Annotated in this window: 14 protein-coding genes; all 14 read right to left on the bottom strand. The window is 33.2% G+C overall.

The window, feature by feature from the left end:
- Window positions 1-94 precede the first annotated feature (94 nt).
- The 14 genes from KJ971_02265 to KJ971_02330 all read right to left on the bottom strand — a co-directional run bounded on the left by KJ971_02265 (window position 95) and on the right by KJ971_02330 (window position 23,050).
- Window positions 95-1,099 carry a carbohydrate ABC transporter permease gene (locus KJ971_02265; protein MBU1144668.1) on the bottom strand — a complete coding sequence of 335 codons (1,005 nt, stop codon included), beginning with the start codon at window positions 1,097-1,099 and terminating at the stop codon, window positions 95-97.
- Window positions 1,096-2,076 (bottom strand): sugar ABC transporter permease, encoded by a 981-nt coding sequence (locus tag KJ971_02270; GenBank protein ID MBU1144669.1) that lies wholly within the window; start codon window positions 2,074-2,076, stop codon window positions 1,096-1,098. The genes KJ971_02265 and KJ971_02270 overlap by 4 nt, the downstream gene beginning before the upstream one ends.
- Window position 2,077: 1 nt before the next feature.
- Complete coding sequence (locus KJ971_02275; protein ID MBU1144670.1) at window positions 2,078-4,558, bottom strand: hypothetical protein; 2,481 nt, start codon at window positions 4,556-4,558, stop codon at window positions 2,078-2,080.
- Window positions 4,545-6,608 carry a YIP1 family protein gene (locus KJ971_02280; GenBank protein ID MBU1144671.1) on the bottom strand — a complete coding sequence of 688 codons (2,064 nt, stop codon included), beginning with the start codon at window positions 6,606-6,608 and terminating at the stop codon, window positions 4,545-4,547. Before KJ971_02280 ends, KJ971_02275 begins: the two co-directional genes overlap by 14 nt.
- Window positions 6,609-6,619: 11 nt before the next feature.
- Window positions 6,620-7,492 (bottom strand): carbohydrate ABC transporter permease, encoded by an 873-nt coding sequence (locus tag KJ971_02285; GenBank protein MBU1144672.1) that lies wholly within the window; start codon window positions 7,490-7,492, stop codon window positions 6,620-6,622.
- Window positions 7,493-7,502: 10 nt separating this feature from the next.
- On the bottom strand, window positions 7,503-8,483 hold the full coding sequence (locus KJ971_02290; GenBank protein ID MBU1144673.1) for a sugar ABC transporter permease: 981 nt from the start codon (window positions 8,481-8,483) through the stop codon (window positions 7,503-7,505).
- A gap of 1 nt (window position 8,484) precedes the next feature.
- Complete coding sequence (locus KJ971_02295; protein MBU1144674.1) at window positions 8,485-11,478, bottom strand: extracellular solute-binding protein; 2,994 nt, start codon at window positions 11,476-11,478, stop codon at window positions 8,485-8,487.
- Between the two features lie 154 nt (window positions 11,479-11,632).
- Window positions 11,633-13,354, bottom strand: coding sequence for a hypothetical protein (locus KJ971_02300; protein ID MBU1144675.1), 1,722 nt, complete (start codon window positions 13,352-13,354; stop codon window positions 11,633-11,635).
- 317 nt (window positions 13,355-13,671) lie between these two features.
- Window positions 13,672-15,624 (bottom strand): glycoside hydrolase family 3 protein, encoded by a 1,953-nt coding sequence (locus tag KJ971_02305; GenBank protein MBU1144676.1) that lies wholly within the window; start codon window positions 15,622-15,624, stop codon window positions 13,672-13,674.
- A 15-nt stretch (window positions 15,625-15,639) separates the two neighbouring features.
- A complete protein-coding gene (locus tag KJ971_02310) occupies window positions 15,640-17,178 on the bottom strand; it encodes a hypothetical protein (GenBank protein ID MBU1144677.1) in 1,539 nt (512 codons plus the stop codon).
- Window positions 17,175-18,179 carry a cellulase family glycosylhydrolase gene (locus tag KJ971_02315; protein ID MBU1144678.1) on the bottom strand — a complete coding sequence of 335 codons (1,005 nt, stop codon included), beginning with the start codon at window positions 18,177-18,179 and terminating at the stop codon, window positions 17,175-17,177. The genes KJ971_02310 and KJ971_02315 overlap by 4 nt, the downstream gene beginning before the upstream one ends.
- A gap of 13 nt (window positions 18,180-18,192) precedes the next feature.
- Complete coding sequence (locus KJ971_02320; protein MBU1144679.1) at window positions 18,193-19,521, bottom strand: glucosylceramidase; 1,329 nt, start codon at window positions 19,519-19,521, stop codon at window positions 18,193-18,195.
- A 107-nt stretch (window positions 19,522-19,628) separates the two neighbouring features.
- On the bottom strand, window positions 19,629-20,369 hold the full coding sequence (locus KJ971_02325) for a glycoside hydrolase family 16 protein (GenBank protein ID MBU1144680.1): 741 nt from the start codon (window positions 20,367-20,369) through the stop codon (window positions 19,629-19,631).
- Entirely contained in the window at window positions 20,366-23,050 is a 2,685-nt protein-coding gene (locus tag KJ971_02330) for a cellobiose phosphorylase (protein MBU1144681.1), read from the bottom strand. Before KJ971_02330 ends, KJ971_02325 begins: the two co-directional genes overlap by 4 nt.
- Window positions 23,051-23,178: the final 128 nt, after the last annotated feature.

Consider the following 23,178-nt stretch of genomic DNA (forward strand, 5'->3'; position numbering starts at 1 on the left):
ATTATACCATAATAAATTAAAGATTTATCGGAAATACGAAAATAAATACTGAGCTTTTTGTGATGAAAAAGAAGTCTTTACACAACAATATTTTCTATTCACCAGTGATTCCAGTTTTTTCAATTCCTTGAACAAATGATTTTTGTCCAGCAAAATAAATAAGCAATAATGGAATGATTGAAATGACCGTCGCTGCCATTTTAAAGGATTCAACTAATTGAATAGCGTCTCCTTCTGATCTAGTGTCCGATACTCTTGTTCCAAATAAAGAATCGAATTTACCTAATTGATTTGTAAATAAATCAACGCCATCTCCAACCAAAAGTTCGGTGACGTAGCTTTCGTTCCAGTTCCATACGAAGGAAAACAAAAACACTACGATAATGGTTGATAGAGACAATTTAATAGTGATGTGCCAAAATAATTGAAAAGGGTTTGCTCCATCAATTTTTCCAGCTTCATATAAATCCACAGGTATCATTTTAAAGAAATTTACAAAGATTAAAATTAGAATAGCTGAATTGACTCCTTGTCCAAAGAAAGCCATTATCATTTGAGAATCATATGTATTTAATCCTTTGCCTGCACCTGTCCAACCAATTAATTGGTAAAACGAATTAAACATATTGTATTGAGTGATTAATAAAATAGGAACCGGAATGATAAAAGATAAAAGTAAAATTCCATACAATACTTTTTTACCTCTAAATTCATATCGTGCAAAAGCAAAACCGGTAATTGCTGAAATAAATGTTTGAAAAATAGCCATAATCATTGAAAATTTAATAGAGTTGAATAAGGATACTGACCCATTTAAAACAGCCCAAGCTATTTTGTAATTTGAAAAGGAGAAATCTTTGGGGAACCAGATGACTTCAGGATTTACCAAGTCATTTGAACTCATAAATGAAATAGAAAGCATTTTTATAATAGGATATAAAAAAACATAACTAATCGTAATTAAAAAGACATATACAACAATTTGAGAAATCAAACGATTTATTCTTGTTTTATGAGTTCGGTAATATTCTTTAAAGTTGATTTGATTCGTTGCTAGTTTTTTGAAGAACAACTTAGTTTTCAAGACGATTGTTTTCAATTGTCAACCACCGTCCTTTTCTTCAATTTTTGTTGTTTCTTCTTAACCGATTCTAAATTCCTTCTTTGGATAGAGGATAAGTGAATGGTTTTTGTTTTTTCAGGTTTACCTAAAAGCAAATAGGCTACTCCTACTAACATGAAAACAACGACAGCATAAATAAAAGCAAAGGTTGAGGCAAGTCCAATTCCACCTTCTGTTGCATAAATTTGCCCCTTTATAAGGTTATAGACTGGATTGAGTGAATAGGTTCCAATTTGAACAATCGTAAATACTGCGGTAATAAAAGCTGTTGATTTTACGATTGGAACTTTAATCTTCCATAATATTTGCCAAGAGGAAGCTCCATCGATTTTGGCTGCTTCGTAAAGATTTACATTTATTTTTTGTAGCGCATTGATAAATAAGATAATTGGAATTCCTGTAAACCATAATACCATTGTAAAGTTTTCAAATAGTCCAGATAAAGCTTCAGCTAACCCATGACTATAACTAAAAATCATTTTAAACACAATATTATTGACGTAATCAAACAATGATCCAGCTCCATTATATTTTAAAATTCCAGCAACAGGCCCACTCATAATGATGACAGGAAAGAAAAAGATAACTCGAAAGATTCCTTGTCCTTTTGCGCCAGTATTTAATAATAAAGCTAAGATAAATGCAACAATAATTATCGTTGGTACATAAGTAACTTCCATGACGATAAAATCAAGTAATTGTGGGAAGAAATACAGATTTCGAAACGCCGTTCCGAAGTTTCCTCCTGTAATATTTAAGTTATAAACGTACACCAAAGTGTTCGCTTGTGAAGAAATATCAAATAACGTGTTATAAATCGTTTTAAAGAAAGGATAAATAACAAACAAAGAAAAGCCGATAAACCATGGTAAAAGAAATAAATAAGCAATTTTATTTTGATTTTCAATGGAAGATGTAGAAGTAAGATTTTTGACTGTTTTATCTCTTGCCATCTTACTCACCTCCTAAAACGAGGAAGGATTGTGGAAGAACGTCTTCTCCATTTACCGTTTTGATTTGATCGGTATAATTAATCAAAATCTCGACGCCGTTATCATAGGTGTTGCGAATGAAACCAAGTTCTAATACTTCCCTGTTTACCCAAGAAGCATTTAGTACTTCCTTTAATGCATCATTTACATCACCGTAAATCGATTGAATTAACTCTTCGTAAAGACTATATTCAGTAGTATAAAATTCACTGGAATTTGTATCAGTTAAAATGTGAGAAGGTTCCATTGTTAAAACAAACGATGGGTAGACGTTGTAATCAATCATTCGAAGTACATCTTTATTTGTATAAAACGAAAAGTTACTATAAACGGCATAAAGTTCCATTGTTCCTTGAAGTAAAATTTGTAAGAACGGAACCGTATCTGTTTCAATTAAATATTGAGTAGAATATACATCCATTTGTAAATAACGATCAGTATAAGCAAACAAATATTGATTTGGTTTGGTTAAATTCACTTTAACATCTTGAGATAAAGTAGCAAAAGCTTGTTGAAAGAGAGTGACTGCTTCTACTCTTGAAGTCAAGTTTTCTGAATAATCTGAAATTAAATTATTCGAAATTCCATCAACGGTAATGCTTCTAACTCCCATATCAATAAAGGTTTTTGATTGATTGTTTAACCAATCAACACTCTTTAGAGGTCTCGCATAATAAAAAACAGAGATAGGATCTTCATAGGTTAAAATTCTTGCATACCATCCAGCTGGATGTTTTGTCGCATTTTTGTAAAGAGAAATCTGTTCTTCATTAATCTTATAATAATCTTGATAAAACGATATATCGACTCCTTGTTCTAAAAAGGAGTTAATTAAATTCTTATAAGCAGTTTTTGAGCCTATTTGAGCTGAAAATTCTGCTTTAGTAGGAGTTCCTAGTGTCAATCCATCTTTTTGCCATCCGATAAGTCCGGAAGAAATATTCGTAATTCCTTTTGAAATAACATCATCTAGAATTGTTTTAACATCACTTGCTGTAGTCGCAATTTGCGTATTATATCCTACGATTGAATTTTCAGAATCAGCCATTAAGAAATCAAGTCGAAGCCCAATTTGAGACTCTGTTGTTTCTTCTAAAGCAAGAATGTTTTCAGAGATTAAGAAGTCTTTATATTTTTGAGCCATTCCAACATAATTGGCTGGATAATTATCATCAGTTCCATCTCCTGAAAGAAAATTATAGTTCATCTCTATGTCGAACACATTAATGGCATCGCCAATACTTGGAACGGGGTTATCTCCATCTAAGGTATAAAGTTTATTATAACTAAAATTGTAATTAAATTTAGCAAAGGTATTATTGTAGTGATAAACGTTTTCCTCTGGAGTCGAAATGATATACATAAACTCATCTCCAGAACTTGCGTAAGCAACGTATGCTGCTTGGTTGTTTCCGTGGGCCATTCCATAAACTGGAATGGACGCTGTTTTGAAAGGAACATATATTCCTTCCCAAATTCGGTAATTTTGTATGGTTTGAGATGGATCTGCTCCATAAACGTATGCTTGATATCTAGATAATGAAACAGAATTATCTCTAAATCGGATTAACGCTCCACTTCCATCTGGCACAAATGAATATCCATCTACCATATCTCTTTGAGATTCAACATAATCATAATCGCCATTTTCATCTATGGTTTTTGGTGTAGTCGTGAAAACATAATCAATTCCACCAACGGCACCTAAATAGGATGCAATACCAATTGAAGATAGATAAGGCAAAGCGGTTCCGCTCAAATTCTCATTTGCTATTTGTATTTGGAATCCATCAACGCTTAAATAAAGATCTGCAATTATTCTCAAATCAAGCGTTTTATCCACACCTAAATTTTCTGCATACACGGTAAATTTCCAATGAGTTTCATCCCCATTGACTTGTTGCATTGTCGAAGTCATTTTATAAAGCGATGTCTTAAGATAACTACTGTAAACTGCATTTGTTTGATAGAAAGAATCGTTTGCTCCTTTGCTAAAATACTCAAAGAACAAAAGGGAATTTGCAACAAGTGGTCCTGTAGTCGTTCCGGTAATGGAGTCAACACTAATTTGGCAACCCTCTTCAAACTCATCATAAGTAATTAAATCATCATTATAATCGTTTCGTAAATTTTTACAAACTGTACTTTGTTCTGTTCTACTGGCGTTTGGATCGATATCTAATCCTGTCTTCCAAGTATACCCATTTCGTTTATCGTAGATGACTAGAACATCTCTTGCTTCTTGCCAGTAAAATGTATAGATGTCGTTTTCTGATAATTTTGCATAACCGGCTTGATCATAATCGGCTGGAAGGATATTGGTAAGTGTTTCTGGGTTTTCTTGAGTATCTCTTCCTGTTGATACATAATTTGCTTGTGCAACCAAAGGAGTAATGGAAAGAAATAAAACAACAATTAATAATACTTTCTTAATTGAAAACATTTCTAATCGCCTCCTTTATCCATTCTTGAAAGAAACTGAATACTTGTCGAAGTGTCATTTGTACAAAGGACAATACAAGTAAAATAATAATTACAAACAAAGCGGTTAAAAGAATGCTTTTAATGGTTTGTCCAAAGGTATAATTTTGAATTTCAGAAATCGAGATAAAAACTAAAAGAAGACTCCATCCTAATCCAAGATAAAAGATAAGGTTTAGTAGGAAAATTTCATTTGTCGTTGCTACGTAAGAAAACAAAGTGGTCGCAATACAAGCAATAATGAAAGGAAACATCGAATAGGATACACCTTTAAAGATTTCTCCTAAAGTTCCTTCTCCATCTTGAATCGATGTTACAAGGTACGAACAAATGATAAATAATCCAATGATAATGATAAATCCTAAGATAATCGAACCTAAATCTAAATCCTTTAAATCAGTGTATTGGAATATAAAGCCTTTTCCAGAAACAAATAGCAAGTAGCTAAAAAACGTTATTGCAAAAATGATCAGTGCACCTGCATAGGATCCTTTGGTTTTCTTTCTTAAGTAATAAAAAGCGTCAGCAGGTTTTTTTGAAACCTGAGACATATATAATACATCATTAATAATTCTGACATCTTTTACTTTATGAAAAGCATTGCTGATCGGAGATAGATAATGATATTTTTTGTTGGTTACTTTTACAGCAACGTATGCAATTCCAAATAACAATCCTATTCCGATAATTCCAATTAAGTACTGTTGAAGCCAAATATTTCGAATCTCCCAAAACGTTTCCGAATAAAGGGCTCTATTGCCAGATATTTTAAAGTGTTCTGATGCTAATTGATATTCTTCAATTTGAAGATAATTTTTTGCAATTCCATTATGGGCTAAAATAGATAATTGATTTAAACTAAGTACGGTTTTCCAAAGTTCAATGGCTTCATTGTACTTTGTTTCATTGTATAAATTGATTGCTTGATAAATCGTTGTTGCGTATTCTGTTGGTACAAAGGATTGTAAGTAATTGTTACCTGAGTCAACTGTCCAAATTTGACCATTTGAATCAACAGCAATTCCAGTTAAGGTTTTAAAGAACCCAGCAATAGAAATCTCGTTTATGGTTCCGAAAGAGTAAATGAATTCGCCATCATTGGTATAAATGTCAATAAATCCACTTTGATCTGCCGTATAAATAATGCCTTGATTGTCAACATATAAATCGGAATATTGATAAGATACCACCAACATTTCTGATATCATATTAGTTCCTTGCGTATTATGTTTTTTAATGTTTTCAACTTGAATTCCAGATGAACTCGAATAGACAATTCCATTCGTATCAATATACACACTTGTAAAAACAGGTGGTGTTAGATTTATCCCTAAGTTATCCAATTGTTCATCCGTATAAATAAGTTGTTGAAATTGTTCTCTTAATGAAAGAGTTACTTGGTTTGAGGAAAAGAAACCTAAAAAGTCTCCAGTATTTGATAATTGAACGATTCCATCACTTGTTCCTTTTGATACAACATACATAATCCCTGATTTATTAACCGCAATTTTTTCTGGTTGAAATTCAAGGGACTCATACATAATGGAATTAGGCTTTCCAAATTGATCTAACAGTAATCCGTCTTTATCAAAATGAAATACAATTCCTGCAGAAGGATCTGCTACGTATATATCACCATATCCTACATAACTTGACTCTTCTAACACTACAAAGACTCCACTTGGATTGATCATTTGCGAATTGGTAATTTCTAAAACAACTTCATTGGCAACTGGATTGTATACAAGAACTCGTTTGTTTCCAGAATCTGCAATCACTAGAAAATTATCTTCATTGATGGCGATATCTGCAGGTTTATCTAACCCCAAAAAAGTAACCGTTTGTCCAGGAAGATAAGCATCTTGGGTTCTTACAAAATGTTCATTGTCATCTAAGGCATAGGTATAGGTTGTCGAAGACGAAGCAAACACTTGAGTCGACAATGGTATAAATGCAAAAACAAATAAAAGAAGCATGATGGTAAAAAGACTTATTTTCTTGATAATTTTCACATTGTCACCTCCTATTTGATTCCTGAATGACTCATGGTATCCATGACATTACCTTGCATGATAATAAAGATAAATAAGTTTGGAATAAACATTACAAGTCCAGCTGCAGCAGATATTCCGACTCCTGCAGGACCCGAAGTAGACGAAGTTAAAGTTGACATATAAAACGCGAATGTCTTCTTTGTTTCATCAATGATGTATATGTTTGATGATTCAGTAGAATTCCAAATCATTTGGAACGATAGAATTGCAACTGTTGCCAAAGCTGGTTTTACTAAAGGTGCAATTATTTTTGATAAAATGTCCCAATCATTTGCTCCATCAATTTTAGCTGCTTCAATCAATTCATCTGGAACTTGATCTACAAACTGTTTCACAAGGAATAGGCCAACAGGCATCGCAAGATATGGAATAATATGAGCGAAGAAACTATTGGTAAGCCCTAAAGAAGACACTACTAAATATCTAGGAATAGCAACCGCTGTTGCAACAAACATTAACGCGGTTTGATTGATTTTAAAAAGGACTTTTTTAGATTTAAATCTTTTTTTGGATAACGCATATCCAGTTGATAATGTAATAACTAAGGTCAAGGTGATTGTAAGTCCTGTTATGATAATCGAATTAAATAAATACCTTGTCATCGGTACTCCTGTACCAGATGCGGTTCTAAATAATCTTGTAAAATTATCAAACGTTGGATTGGATACAAAGAATCTCGGTGGAAATAAGAAAAGTTCACTTAACGGTTTAAACGCTTGTGATATAACATAAACCACAGGCAAAAGCATAAACAATCCTATTGGAAGTAAGATAACATAAAATTTCATTTGGGATTTATGAAATTTTTTCGGATTAATTTGAGTTCCTAAAAAACTAGCCATATAGCATCACCTAATCCCTTTCCCCAAATAACGAATATGCAACTCGTGAAAAGAGCAAAATAATGATTAATAAAATAACGGACAACGCTGCGGCATATCCCATTTCATACCGAAGAAAACCATAATCATCAATATGGTTTACGATTAATTGTCCTGCATATTGTGGTGTCGGATTGGATCCTGAAAGTGCAACACCAATTCCTCCAGCATTAAATGCCCCCACGATAGCCATGACTGCTCCAAAGAGCATTTGAGGTTTCATAGAAGGAATGGTAATGTAAAAAATTTCTTGTAACCTATTTTTAATTCCATCGATATAAGCGGCTTCATACATTTCTTTATTTACATTTAAAATACCTGCAAGCATCGATAAAAATCCGATACCCATCGAAGACCAAAGTGTTACAAATATCATAATGTTCATTAAATAATTTCCGGATTGTAAAAAATCAAGAGGGGTATTAATAACACCGATATTCAGTAAAATGGAATTGATGTACCCAGATTTATCTCCACTAAACAACGTTCGAAAGATGACACCAATAAAAACGCCACCTAACATAGAAGGGGTATACAATGCTAACGCTAAAATTTTTCTTGGAGTTGCTTGAATTTGTGATAGCATCCAAGCCATGATAAACGATAGCAAATATCCTCCAGGTCCGGTAATTATGGCATATTTTAACGTGTTTGGAAGTACATAGCGAAGAAATACTTCATCTTGCGTTAAAATCATTACATAATTATAAAGTCCAGACATTCCAGCAATGCTTGGCATTTCGATTACATTAAAATAAGTAAACGATAAGAAAAATGCTACAAGGACTGGGATGATAATAAAAAGAGTAAATAACAAAATATAAGGAGCTAAAAGCAATACAGTAGATGCTTTATCTTTATCGATTTTATTAACGGATGGTTTCACTTTGTTTTCATAAAAACGCCTAATTTTTCTCAAAGGAGTTCCGTTTTTAACAACCCGTTCACTCATATCATTCACCGCCTTCTGCAAAATAGTTTTCTATTTGTTCTAGAATCCAAGCGGTATCACGAATGGTATAAGGGACTAGTATGTTTCCATTCGAATCGATATACCCAAATTCCACCATTTTTTTTGTAATCTCTCGATTTATTTTTAATACTTGATCATCGATGGCAACTCGAATGGAGGTTCCATCAAACGTAACGGTATTCCAAATATCGGACAATCCGCGTTCTAACATGTATTGTCCTGGCGTTCTTGGAACATCCACAAGCCAAGTAACTTGTTCTAAGATAACTGCTTTATCTGCAGAATCAATTGGTGAATTTGCAACAGCTTCAATGTTTCCAGATAACCATACATATTCTGGCCCATAAGTTGATTGAAGTGCAAATGCAAACTCAGTTTGTGTTTCTGTAGATAACCACCACTTCATGAATTCCCAACTGTCTGACAGTTTTTGAGTATCTTCATTCTTAAACATAATTGCACTTGTTCCATTGGCGATATACCATCTTTGAACATCGCCGTTTTCATCTTCAATTCCAGGGTAGAGAGCTAGTGCCCATTGACCTGTTAATTCTGGTGCTGCATTCTTAAGAGTTAAATACGTATTAAAATCGATAATTCCAATAGGAAGCGTATTGTATCTAAAAGAATTATAAAAGCTAGCAACATAAGAAGGCAAACTATATGTCGTATACAAATCCGATAATAATTTTAATCCGTTGTATGACTGCTCAGAATTTATTGAAGTGGATAATCCATCTTCATTGTAAATAGAACCTCCGCTTTGATAAATCAAAGCTGATGTTTGGTAAAACCATTTTAAACTGGTTCCTCCACTTGTTGGATAGAAAAAATTCATTCCATATCGTTGTAAAGTTGGAAGCATATCGATTACATCTTCCCAAGTACTAGGAATTGATAACCCTAAAGCATTCATCGTATCAATTCGATACGCTAAAGCATGAAATTCTAGTGTTTCTGGAATAGCATATACTTTGTCTTCTAGCACATATGGAATAAATGCACCTGGACTAAATTCGCTTGCTACTTCCCAAAAATCAGAAAATTCTGATAAATCTTGAAGCGCACCACGAATGGCTAAATCAAAAGGCATATAAGATGGTAGTCCTAAAGCAACGTCAGGAGTTTGATTTGCAGCATTTGCTAAAATTAATTTATTTGCATCAGGCATAATAGATATTTTAATTTGAATGTCAGTACCTGAAAAAGCTTTATCTGCCATTTTTTGCATTAAATCGACATAAATGAGCGAGCGACTCACCCAAATATTTACAGCTTCTGGATTGTTTTCAGTAATGTATTTTTTTTCGGTAAATGATGCGGTAAACGTACGAATACCACTTCCTAATTTTTGAATAAAATTCGCATTAGGAGAATCTAATTCATTATCGTTATAAATGGTAAATCCATCAAGATAAAGAGGTTGTTTTGAAATCATTGTTAACGAATCTCCAAGCATTTGTGTAACAGATCCGGTTCCACTGTAAAGAGAATCCAAATAAAGTGGAATTTTGTCAGGCTCTTCTACTATGACTTCAAGAGCACTTACCGCCGTTTTCAAATAAGCTAATGTAGCTGATAAATCAGATTGGTTTGAATACTTGCTTAAAGTGACGACTGCTCGTTTAATGATGGTTTCATACGCCCTTAGATAGCTTTCAGTTTCAGGGATATAATTTGTAAATTGCCATTTGCGGTCTGCATCAATATTCACTCCTGTAATTTTAAGAATATTCAGGGCAAAAGCATTGATGTGGTCCACTAACAATTGAATATTTCTTAATTCTTCTGAAAGAGAATCGGTTTCAACTCTAAAAGCGATTTGATGAACTCCTTCTTCTAAGTAAATATCAAATGGGGTTTCGTCCGTTCCAAGAACTTCATTTGCCCAAGTGTTTTGACCGGTCACTTTAAATTCATAAGATTCAAACGCATCAAACGGAATTTCTCCATCAATGTAAATGGAACGAAAAACACTAAATTCATCTTTATCATTTAAGTAATGTAAATTTAAGTGGTATAGCCCTGTTTCGCTGACTGTAAAAGAGTAGGTTACTTCTTGGCCTGAGCGATACCAAGCTGCTCCGTTGATTACATTTAATTTTTTATCAATAGAATCAAAAGGAGAAACAGATGGAGATTGGAAGGAATATAATCTGACATAAGATGAGTTTTTGTCTACATATTCTGTCGCATCGATGTTTAAAATTGTTTCGGGATGATTTTCAGAAACATATAAAGTACTATAAGCTTCATAAGATGGAACTACTTTTGGACTTACAACTTGTAAATCTCCAAAAAGAACGGCTCCTGATATTACATTTTCAAAAGTAATGGTATTATTCCCTTCTTCAAAATAAAAAAGCAGTGGTTCAGTGGTCGTATACGTATTATTATAAAGTGGGAGTGTTTTCCACTCTAAAACTCTTAGTTGATTTGGTAAGGATTCATCTCCGTAGGTATCAAGTGAAAATTCTTTTGACTCATCTTCCCATATCAGTGGCACATCAACGATTTGTGCATCATCGAACTCAATTTCGTCATTTATTTTAACGGAAATAGTCAGATTATTCAAAACAGATTCTTTGACGTAATAATCAACGTAAATATAATACAAACCGGCTTGATCAATTGAAACTTGATAATTAACAATATTGGCTTCTTCAAGGTCGATTGCTTTGTTCCCTTGATAATCAAAATTTGAAGTAGCAGCTGCTCCTAACAAAGTTGCATCATAATCTTCAAGTCCATATTGAATTTGAAACTCTTCGAGAAAACTAATATATGAATATCTTGTTATGTAATCGGAAGATCCTTTAATAACATTTAAAGCATCTTCATACATTGTATCTGTGATTTCTTCATTCCAACTATCATAATCAGATTGCAAAAAAGGATTGTCAAAAACAAAAACAAATGCAATGACAATTAGTAAAATAATGATGATAGGTTTTATGAATTTTTTTAACTTCATATGAGTTCCTCCAAAAGCACTAATTTTATTTTATTTTCACGTATGTAAACCGTAACATACGATTTAATTATATCATAAATCATAAAATAGTGTCTATATTAATAAACAGTTTTAAAAAAATAAAAGGTGTGTTTACACACACCTTTTTTTTGATTTATTCGAAATCGGATGAAGAATACCCATAATAAGTTTGAAGTGCAATCTTAATATCATCAAACGCTGTAACCAAGCGCTGATTTGCTAGGTCATTCCATGTAGGAAGTAAGGATTGAATGGTAGATGTAAAGTCTGTATCAAATTTTGTTTTATCTCCATTTACCTCTGCCAAATAGTAGTGTAACCATTCGTATAAAATAGCTCGACTTGATCCTTCAAAAGAATAGTTCCAAGGGAAGGCTTTATCTGAGATATCCCAGAACTGTCCTTCAAGATATAATCTTAATACTTCTTGGAATCCTGGCATTAAATAATCTCCATCGTCATTGGTTGCGCCAAATCGAATGTGTTTTGTTGGTGTATACCAATAAGCCATTTGATCATCAAACATTGCTCCAGTAACAATTGGAAGAGAGTCGTTTAATGCTGAAGAATACGCATCTGAAGTTTCATCATAAAATAATTGATTAGCTCTTGCTTCGAAAGAACGGCTATCTGCAGCCCAGAATATAGCAAATGTGTAAGCAATTTGAATCTTTAATTCTTCTTCTGGAGTACACTCAATCGTTGCCCCTTCTAAACAATAATTATAAACAGCCATAGGATCTAAAACGATTCCTATTGTTGTATCTTGATATTCTGTTGCAGGTCTTGGATAAATATCCCAATCATTGATATTACATACTGCCCACCAATCAGGATCGGTTTCAGCACAGTCACCCATCATCCATGGTTGACCATCAAACGTTAAAAGACCACCAGTTCTAAAGATATCATAATCCCACCAACCGGTTCCAGCAATATAAGTTGCGACTGGACCAGATCCATCAGGAGTAATTAACATTTCTTGATCATATCGTCCCCAAAGAGTACCGTCTACCCATTCGTGAATGTAGCCTATCATATCTCTGACTTCTCCAGAGTTCATATTAATAAATGTATCTCCAGAAGTGTAGCTTGCAAGAGAGGCATACATTGTAGTTGTTCCTGTTGAAATAAAGGAAAGCGGAGTATCCATTGCTCCAAAATAAATAGAATCTGGTTCAAGTGAATAATGTGAAGCAAAATCGGTATATTCATCGATATCCCAATCATAACTTGGCATTTCTATTCCGTTCGTATCCGCAAGTGATTTATTCACGTAAACTCCCCAAGGAAGAATATATTGTGGAAGTCCAGCTTGGAATCCGTAATAATTCATCATTTCCATTGCACTTGGATTTAAAGCTTCATATAAAGGATCATCTTCAAAACGAGTAAGATCGGCAACGATTCCTTTTTCAAGGTCGCTGTATAATCCCATGGACGCCCAAACTGCTGGAAAACGTCCTTCGTCATCTTTATAAGTTTCTAAGGTTTGGCTCCAATTATCTGGGCCTCCTGTTTTAAAATATCCGTTAATAACAATGTTTGGATAAATTTCATTAAATGCTTTGGCAACCGCATATGCTGCCGCATCATTTTGAGCAGGCAAATCAATTGCATCATAAGTTTGATGTCCTAAATCATAATATTGTTGACCAGACCCACTCCATAAAACGATATCTATTTCTCCGACAACGTTTTTATCAAGTCCTGTGTCAGATTCAATATTTGTTAATTCAGTAGTAGTTTCTTCAGATGTAGTTTGAGTAGTGGTTGTAGTGGTCGTAACTTCTCCACAACCAACTAAAACCAACAAAAAAGCCGATACTACAAAAACCATTAAAAACTTTTTCATTATTTTCCTCCTATATTTTTATTATACACGAATTATTTTATCATATCAGTAAAGCGTTTTCAACACTTTTTATGTAATTGGTTACATATTTTTTTCATCGATAGTCTTTTTGTGATTAAGTTTCATTATTTAATCATAATCATTTTCAGTCATTCTAACTTTTTTTGAATGAATAAAAACCTTCCTTTATCAATTCTTTTCAATACTCGTTCGCGAGGTTTTTCTCGTCTTCCTCATAAAATATTGATGATTTATTTTACTTCAAATGTAAAATGATTATGCCAATAAAGTCTATCTCAATCTTACATTACTAATCACTATTCTTCTTTGTATGAAAGTCCAAATCCAAAAGCAAATTCGACGACGGTTGGATCATAATTTAATGAATTGCTATTCATACCAACACCCGACAATGTTTTTGGCCAAGTGACGGGTAATTTACCAGAAAAATCATAGTCTCCATATAATACATCTGCTATGCCAAGCCCCGCTTCTGACCCAGGAAGCCAACAAGCAACAACAGCATCAAAAAACGGTAAATAGTTATTGATAATTAAAGGGCGTCCGGTTATTAACAAAGCAATAACAGTTTTTCCTTGGCTTTTAGCTTGCAATGCTTCATCTAACAAAGCTGCATTTTGACTACAAGCAGTTGGCCCTGTAAGCGTTAAAGTATCGTTATCTCCGCTAAATTCAGCGTATGGATTTTCTGATAAAACAACTACAACAGTATCTGCATCTTCTGTATTATCATAAACAGATCCGCTTGTACCTGAAACCGCTTGCCTCATTCCCGAAAGAATTGTGGTTCCTTTAGTCAACCTTGAGGCGTCATCTCCTTGCCAAGAAATGGTCCAGCCTCCTGATTGAATTCCAATATTGTCTGCTCCCTCACCTATTACTGCTACATCTTGATCTTTTGATAAAGGAAGTGCATTATTATCATTTTTAAGTAAAACAAGTGATTTTCTTACGGCTTCTCTTGCTACTTCTTTATTTTCGGTGGTATAAAAATTACCATCGTAGGTTAATCTATAAAAATCACCAGTTGTTTCGTCGTAAAATTCTTCTTCAAATAAACCCATTTTGTATTTAACAATTAAGATTCTTCTAACCGCATCGTTAATTCTTTCTTCTAAAATATCTCCATTAGCCACAGCTAATAAAATAGTTTCAATGGCGCTTTTCCAATCATAAGGTTCCATTAACATATCAATTCCTGCATTGATAGAAGAAACGAGTTTGTCATAATACTCTCCTGGCAATTGATGAATAGCGTTGTAATCAGAAATAACAAATCCTTCAAAGTTCATTTCGTCTTTTAGTACTTCTTGAATCCAGTATTTACTTTGGTGCATTTTTTCTCCATTAATTGAGCTGTAAGAAACCATTATGGTGTAAACACCTGCATTGATTGCTGCATAATAGGGTTGTAAGTGAATATCTCTTATTTGTTCTTGGGTTAAAGTAGCGTCTCCTTGATCCTGACCATCGTCTGTTGCGCCATCTGCTAAAAAATGTTTTGCTGTTGAGGCAACACAATAAGATTGAAGTCCGTTAATATAAGGTTCAGCTAAATTAGACACCAATTCATACTTTTCACCAAAAGATTCATAACTTCTTCCCCATGAAATATCTTGAACAATACTAACCGCTGGAGCAAAGGTATAATTGATTCCTGTTACTCGTACTTCTCTTGCGGTTATGATTCCAATTTTTTCCATTAAATCTGGATCATTTGCAGCTCCAAGACCTATATTATGAGGAAAAATAGTTGCGCCATAGACATTATTATGTCCATGAACTGCGTCCACTCCATACATGATGGGAATTTGTGAAGAAGACGTTCTCATTGCGGTTTGATATCCTTTATACATTAAATACCAGTGATATGCATCATTTGTATCCGGAGAGGATCCTCCTCCGCTTAATACAGATCCTAAATTGTAGGTTTTTGCATCAAGAGAGGAAGCTCCATTTTTTTCAGCTTGTAACATTTGACCGACTTTTTCATCTAAATCAAGACTTTCAAGTAAATCATCAATAAAAGCATAATCTACTTCTAAATCATCGCAATAAGATCCTTCATAGTTTACTTCTGCTATGTTTGTCAAAAAAGAGGTCGTAGTTGATTCAGTAATTGAAGTTGTCGTAGATAATGTTTCAGAAGATGTGATTGAAACAGTGGTTGAAGTGGAAGTCAAACTCTTTTGACATCCCACTATAAATAAAAATAATAATAGTACAATGATCACTACACTTTTTTTCATCATAGTCCTCTCATTCTAGCTTGGTTTTGTCCAAGTAATAGTAGTTAAGCTATTGCTTGGAAGTACAATTAAAAAAGTATTATTTTGCCAAACAATGGAAGTCGTTTTTTGAGGCCCATCATTAAATACTACTAAAGTAATTTTTTTGTTTTCATCAACAAAGCCTGAAACTAAAAGAGAAGAATTATTCGACGAAGTCAAAATTCTTTTAGCTCCTGATAGAATATCTTTCGAAAAATGGGCACTCACATATCCGTCTGCCTCAAGAGTATATCCTGACTCCTGATTTAAAGGAACGCTTATTAATCCAGTACATGTATCGCATCCACCTAAGTGGGTTAATCCTTCTGGATCTAAAGCCAAATTCCAGTAAGTTGTTCCTACTGCTCCTAAATTATAGGCCGAAGTATACATTCTTCTTATAGACCATTCAATATTATTTTCTCTATTTTGATAAGTCGTTGTCGCAGTACATTCTGTCATAAACACTTCTACTTCGGGGTTATTTGTACTTAAATAGGTAAGATAATCTTTCATATCTTGTTCATCGCCTGTATAACAATGAACTCCAATTGCATCTATAAAAGAAGCCGTTGCATCATTTAGCAATACTCGTACAGGAAAATCAATTAAATTCCCTGAATTATCCTCTGGATTGTGATCCCAAATCATTAATTTGGTTTGCAATTCATTTTCAACTAATTTTGGGCCTAAAAAATCACGAATAAATATTTTAGTTGTATCAATTGTCCAAGTCATACCAGGATAATCAACTGCTGCATAATATGGTTCGTTTTGGATAGAAAGGTAATGAATATCAATTCCTTCTTCTTGCATTGTAATAATATATTTTACAAGATAGTTTGCGTATGCATTAAAATAATCTGTTCTTAAAGTTCCTCCATATAAACTTTTATTGTTTTTCATCCAAGCAGGAGCGCTCCAAGGAGCGGCAATAAAGACGATATCTGGATTTATTGCTAGAGCTTCTTGTAAAAGATCAATGATGATTCGATCATTTTCAATTGAAAAATAATCTAATGTTAAATCTTCAACATTGGAAGGAGTATCATCATAGGTATAATGCCCCATTTCACTTGCCACAAAATCACTTGCGCCAATCGTTAATCTTATCAATTGAAGATGAAGTCCTTCTTCGCTAAATAAATAATGGATGATTTCATTTCGGTCTGGTGATTCACTAATAACATAGGCACTTGAATAAGTCAAAGCAGCACCGGCTCCATAATAAGTTTGATAACTGATTAAATCATCAACCGAAATGGAAGCGGGAGCACTATTTTCAGAATCCCAAGAAGATATCGAATCTGAAATATCAGATAACTCTAAAAGGTTATTGGAAGAATAAGCCTTAACTTCAATGGAAGAAAAATCAATGGTTTCGGTTGAAGAAATTGTTTCTGTTGAAGTAGAAATATCTGTTTCAGATACGGTTGTAAGTGATGTTGTTGTTTCAATAGAAGTTCTTTCTTCGCAAGCAAAAACAGAAAAGCCAAAAAATAATAGTGTAAAAACTACTAAAAATTTCTTCACAATTGAATAATTCCCCTTTCAACTAATGCTCTGAAATTCCATCCGCTGTTGAAATCTGAAATTTTATATGACCAAAAAACCCAACCAGTAACACTCTCATAAGCTTTTAATTGGTTGGTCGAGTAGGAAGTTTCAAACATTTCTCTTGGACCATCAAATTCCATTCTTCTTGCTCCAAGACTCCACTCTCCAATGATTACTGGTACTATTTTTTCCATTTTTTCTAATTTCGTTTGAACAAAAAACGGATGATTGAGAAATGTTGTTGTATCAATTCGATCAAAGTATTCATCAAAACACTGATAAATATGTGTGTCAAAATATACATTTTCAAAATGATTATCTAAGAAAAAATCGTTCCATTCAGAAAAGCGAAATGCATCGTGAAAAACAAGTCCGATGTTAGGACTTAAGATTTTTCTTAAACGCTTATAACTATCTAAATAAAAATTCTTAATTAAATCAATATCAATTGCTCGATGAGGTTCATTTAAAAATTGAATGGAATGAAGTGCAGGATGATCTTTATAACGAAGAGCAATTTTTTCAAGAACTTGAGTTGTCACTTCGATATTATTTAAGTCATCTTGCCATGTTCTTTCTCCATCAATTCCACCATTATCAAATCCATTTTGACTTCCAGGAGCCGTATGTAAATCTATCATCACTTTCATTCCTGCTTCATGAATAAAATCCATCGCTTTATCCAAGTATTTAATAGGCGTATGATAGGGATATGGAAAAACAAAATCTTCTGGAAAGAGCCACCATGGAACCGGAATTCTTACTAGATTAATTCCTGCATTTTTTAACCAAAAAATATCTTCAATTGTAATCCAAGATTCCCAGTGTTTTTCCAAAGCTTTTTTGGCAAAAGGATGATTACAAACAAAAGAAGTTTCACATCTTTTTGGTATATTATATTCTTCAAACATTTCTGGTTTCATCCATTTTTCAAGGACAAACCATCCACCGAGATTTACAGCTTTTATTTTTTCCATTTTTTTTGGCCCTTTAGGAATAGATTAATGTCATAATTGAATGAGGTAAAGATTTGAATCCTTTTGAGAGATTATTTAATTCTACTTCAAACGTTTCTTCTTCATCGGTTTTATTAAGTACAATCAAAACGATATCTTTGTTTGGATTCTCAAAGCCAATCACTTCAAGAGAAGCGTTGTTTGTTAAAGTAGTATTGATTCGAAATGCTTTAGGTAAAACATATTTTGAAATTTGACCTATATAATAATAGGATGATTCTAAGATTAAATTTTCAGGATAAATATCAATAATGATTGGACTGTCACATACGTTATTTACATGATTAGGTCCACCTAAATTATCTAAAAATAGATTCCAATCAATATATCCTTGACACCAATTAGAAAGATCTCCAAACATATTGGTTGCATATTTTTCGCCTGTTTCCCAGTCTTTAAAGTGTACACCCATTTCAACGCAACCCTCTGTAAATAATAGCCCTTTATCGGGGTAGAGGTCATGAACTTTACCTACATTTTCAAATGCATCACTTACGTACCAATGAAATCCAGTTCCCCATACATATTGACTTGCTTCTTTGTCTTCATAGATTGGTTTTACTCTTTCAACAATAACATCTCTATTATGGTCCCAAACAAGAATTTTTACATCTTTTGCACTTGAATTTTTCATAGTAGGTCCAAGATGGTATTTTAAAAAATCCCTTTCTTCGATTGCTGAATATATGCAAGAATCCCATCTTTGAACCGCTGCAGGTTCATTTTGAATGGTGACTCCCCAAATAGATAAATTGGCTTTTCGATATGCTTCAATAAATTTAACAAAATAATTTGCCCAAGCAGGAGCAAACTCTTTTAAAAGATGCCCTCCTTTAATGGGGGAATGATTGTCTTTCATAAAAGCAGGAGGCGTCCAAGGTGACGCTAAAAGATTAATCTTTTGTTTTGCTATTTGTTCCGCTTGCTTAATCGTAGGAATCACATATTTAAAATCCCGAGAAATATCAAACGTTTTTAAGTCAGAATCTCCTTCTTCTATGTAGGTATAACTACTTAAAGAGAAATCACATCCATGAATGGAAACTCGCCCTATTGTATACCCAATGCCTTCTTCTGGATCAAAATATAGCTTCAAGGCTTTTTCTCTTACTTTATCATTAACTCGAAAAAGATTATAACAAGCAGATTCAGTAAAAGCACCACCGAAGCCAATGATTTCTTGATATTTTATGAGTGGGTTTACTTGAATTTTTATTTTCGAATTTTGGCTTTTATTAAAAAGAGTATCAACTTCACTAAGGCGATAAGCAGTATCCTTTGCCGTAGCTATTACTTTAATCATATGTGCATTCTCCTTTAGCTATGTAACTGTTTACATACACTATTATACTACGTCTACTTTTAAAATTCAACAAAGATGTTAAGAGAAAAAAAAGGTTGTTTCCAACCTTATTCTTCAATTATTTTATAGTATCTGACATAATCAATTAAAAATGGAGATGGGTAATCTTTAACATTAACATCTCCGCCCCAGGTACCGCCAATTGCTTGATTTAGAATCAAGTAATAAGGTTTATCAAAAGGCCATCCAAGTTCAGAAGTATCATATCCTTCTTCTATTTTGTCATAATGTGCGAATAGTTTTTCATTTATAAAAAATTCAATATAGTCTTTTGTCCAATCCATTGCATACACTTGAAAATCAGAAGTGATTCCTTCTAAATATTCAAAATGAGTTCGTTGAGTTCTTTGAACATGATTAAAAAGTTCGGTGTGTAAGCTTACGTGAATGTTATCAAATAAATGAGAAACATGCTCCATAATATCAATTTCACCACATCTAGGCCATGAACTTTTTTTCTCTTTAAAGTCAATTGGAAGCAGCCAAATTGCAGGCCACGAACCCTTCGCAGTCGGAACTTTGGCTTTCACCTCAATACGGCCGTACATAAAATGTTTCTTTTGATATGTCGTAAGTCTTGCAGAAGTGTAGGGAGAATCTTCAAAAGGCTCAACTCGTCCTTCAATATTTAAAATTGAATTCTTAATAGTTGAATTTTTTCCATCAGTGTAATATTGAGGCTCACCATTCCCCCATTTTTTACTGCCTGTATCGAAACTCCATTTTGTGGGGTCTGGTAATCCATCAACGTCAAATTCATCTGACCAATCTAAGATATACTTCTTCATTTTTTTCCCTCCAATACAATTTTAATCGTTCCATCTTTTTCAATCATTGATTCCGTTAGAACAAAACGATTATTATGGCACACATATAGTTTATCATTTATTAAGACTTTTTCAATCTGATACGTTCCATATTCGAGTTGGGATGGATTTAAAAAGCTTATATGAAGCAATTTTGAATGAAAAACGACATTTAAAGACGCAATGCCTTCTCGGAAATGATGTTTTAATAATTTTGGTTTGATAACAAAATCACCAAAACAACCATCAATTCCATATACTTGCTCCACAATAGATAAAATAACCCACGAAGCGGATCCAGTGAGATAATGATACATTCCTCTACCAAGAGGATCAAAATATTCTGGGATTCCTGGCAATATTTTTGACTTTTGAATATCGATTGAGTAAAGGTATATATCTTCTATAACTTTATTTCCTTCAAAAACAAATCCGTTTTCGAGCAGAGAATACGCATACATTAACGTCATATGAGAAAAAAATGCACCATTTTCTTTATGACCATAGGCAAATCCCATAAATCGACCTAAATCCATTTTATTTTCCCCAAAATCTGTATTTAAATGATACGAATTAATTTTTGAATCAAATAAATATTTCTTTGTAGATTCAATGATTTTTGTAATTTGATTGGTTGAAGCTACTTTTGCCATTAAAGGAAATACTTGCCCTGTTAAGGTCATTCTAATGTTTTCTGGATTGGCTGACTCAACTCGTACTCCATTATTGTTGTAATAGCCATTGTAAAATCCTGTCTCTTTATTGGGAGAAGATAGCCATTCATTCTCATTTAAATGTTGTTTCATAAACAAATATTTTTTTTCTAAATCTAAAATCAATTTATCTATGTCAACTAATACAGTTGTTCCAGAAACTTTGTTTTTAATCAGACTAAAATATTGAAACAATCGTTTTTGTTTTTCTATCGGATTGTCATATGAAATTGGTGAATCTATTGTATCTAACAAAAGCAAAATTTCTTCTAGTAATTCTATTTTTTGAATTCCTTTTTCTCGTAATTTATCTAAAATAACAATTATTTTAGTTAAATTTCCTGTATATAGAAAGGTGAACGCAACGGTTTCTCCGTTTTTGCTCGCCATATCGAATCCATCGTTCCAATCCCCATCTTCGATTCGGATATTTCCGTGTTTTCCTACGTTAAAAAAAGCTGTAAGATTTTCGATTAATATATGTTCAAGCACGGTTCCTTTATAGGGAATGTTTTTACGTGTTAACAAGTCATGTCCATCTGCTTCCTGATAATCAGTGTCAACTTGTCTGGTATAAAAAGAAAATTTGTCTTTAAAATATCCTTCCTTCTCAAACAGGAGATCTAAATCCCCTGTGCGTTGAATATACAGATTCGTGGTCATAAATGGCCAAGCTCCATGATCAGACCACACTCTAACTATATGATTTCTGTCTGCTAAGAATTCTCCTTTGTTAGAACCAATGATTGTAGCGTTTGTTCCATCAATTCGAACACCTTTTAAATAACTAATAATGTTTTCTCTAACATCTGTAGGGTTTTTTAAAATTAGTTCTAATGAATCTTGCCATAAATCACGCCACCCTCTTCCTCCTCTTCCATAATCATGATGAGGTAAATAAGAGTTTCCATAAATTCTCCTTGCGAGCGGTTGAAGTCCAACTTGTCTTAACCAACAAGACATTGCTTGAGAACCAATATGAAAGTCAGATGTTTTTAAATCATTTTGCCAAAATAGTTTGTTTTGTTCTAATAAACTGTCAAACCTTGCAAATGTAAAATATTCCTCTTGATTTTGAGCAAATGTATCAAGATTTTTTTCCATTTCAAAATACAACAAAAAATCCAGTTTTTCATTGGGAGAAAGAGTAATTTCTGAAAATTCTAATCCTCCAATCGCTTCATAGCCTGATAAAATATCGCCGATTTTATAGTGATTATCTAAATTTTTCATAGGAACATCTGGATAAAATAAATCCGCACCTTCTCCAATAAATTCTTGAAGAATTGGCCAGTATTTTGAAACCTCTTTGTGTTTCGAAGACATAGCGAAAACGCCATATGCCATTCCGTTTTCTTGATGTCCTCTCTCATCAAATGAAAGACTCGGATGATTAATGATTCCGTTTTGATTGATTTGTATTCGGTTTAAAAGGGATGTGACTTGTCGATGATCTCTTAGATTGTCTGCACTTCTACCATAGATTGGAGTCCCCATGACTGTTTTGACTTTTAACGATTTTTGACTTATATTTTCGAACGTAATCTTGTGAAGTTCCATCCACTTGTTGATGGTAGGCACAAAACTAGTAACTTTAACTTTAAATTTTGAATTTTCTCGTTCAATCGTTTGATATAGTAACCCGTTCTCGAGGGTCACAATATCTTTTTCCATTTTTTGATTTGGAGTTAAGCCCGTAATATTCCAAAGTTGATTATCTACTCGAAAAAAGATATTTCGAGCATTCAAAGGATTCTTTAAATCGTCTTGAGAAACCGGAATCATTCCAAAATGATTTTGGTCAATCTTAAAATCGCCATGTAACGTTGGCGTAATCGCTGATTTCATTCCAAAATAATTAAAGAGAGGGAAATATAGATAACTGTAATCATCTATATTTTGAATGGTATAAGAACCGTCATCATGGAAATTTGTTTTTGTCTTATTCACGCTCTCGCTCCTTTGTGTAACCGTATACATATATTATATCATATGATTATTTTTTGTGAAGTTTTTTTTCTAATTTTAAGCATAAAAAAACCAATGATTCATATCATTGGTTTTATGAAATATAGCAA

Source organism: Bacillota bacterium, from assembly GCA_018818595.1.
Lineage (GTDB): Bacteria > Bacillota_I > Bacilli_A > Izemoplasmatales > Hujiaoplasmataceae > JAHIRM01.

Bases quoted from the DNA above. Each gene is read 5' to 3' on its own strand.
- KJ971_02270 (MBU1144669.1), bottom strand. From the start codon at position 2,076: ATGGCAAGAGATAAAACAGTCAAAAATCTTACTTCTACATCTTCCATT.
- KJ971_02275 (MBU1144670.1), bottom strand. From the start codon at position 4,558: ATGTTTTCAATTAAGAAAGTATTATTAATTGTTGTTTTATTTCTTTCC.
- KJ971_02285 (MBU1144672.1), bottom strand. From the start codon at position 7,492: ATGGCTAGTTTTTTAGGAACTCAAATTAATCCGAAAAAATTTCATAAA.
- KJ971_02290 (MBU1144673.1), bottom strand. From the start codon at position 8,483: ATGAGTGAACGGGTTGTTAAAAACGGAACTCCTTTGAGAAAAATTAGG.
- KJ971_02295 (MBU1144674.1), bottom strand. From the start codon at position 11,478: ATGAAGTTAAAAAAATTCATAAAACCTATCATCATTATTTTACTAATT.
- KJ971_02300 (MBU1144675.1), bottom strand. From the start codon at position 13,354: ATGAAAAAGTTTTTAATGGTTTTTGTAGTATCGGCTTTTTTGTTGGTT.
- KJ971_02305 (MBU1144676.1), bottom strand. From the start codon at position 15,624: ATGAAAAAAAGTGTAGTGATCATTGTACTATTATTATTTTTATTTATA.
- KJ971_02315 (MBU1144678.1), bottom strand. From the start codon at position 18,179: ATGGAAAAAATAAAAGCTGTAAATCTCGGTGGATGGTTTGTCCTTGAA.
- KJ971_02320 (MBU1144679.1), bottom strand. From the start codon at position 19,521: ATGATTAAAGTAATAGCTACGGCAAAGGATACTGCTTATCGCCTTAGT.
- KJ971_02325 (MBU1144680.1), bottom strand. From the start codon at position 20,369: ATGAAGAAGTATATCTTAGATTGGTCAGATGAATTTGACGTTGATGGA.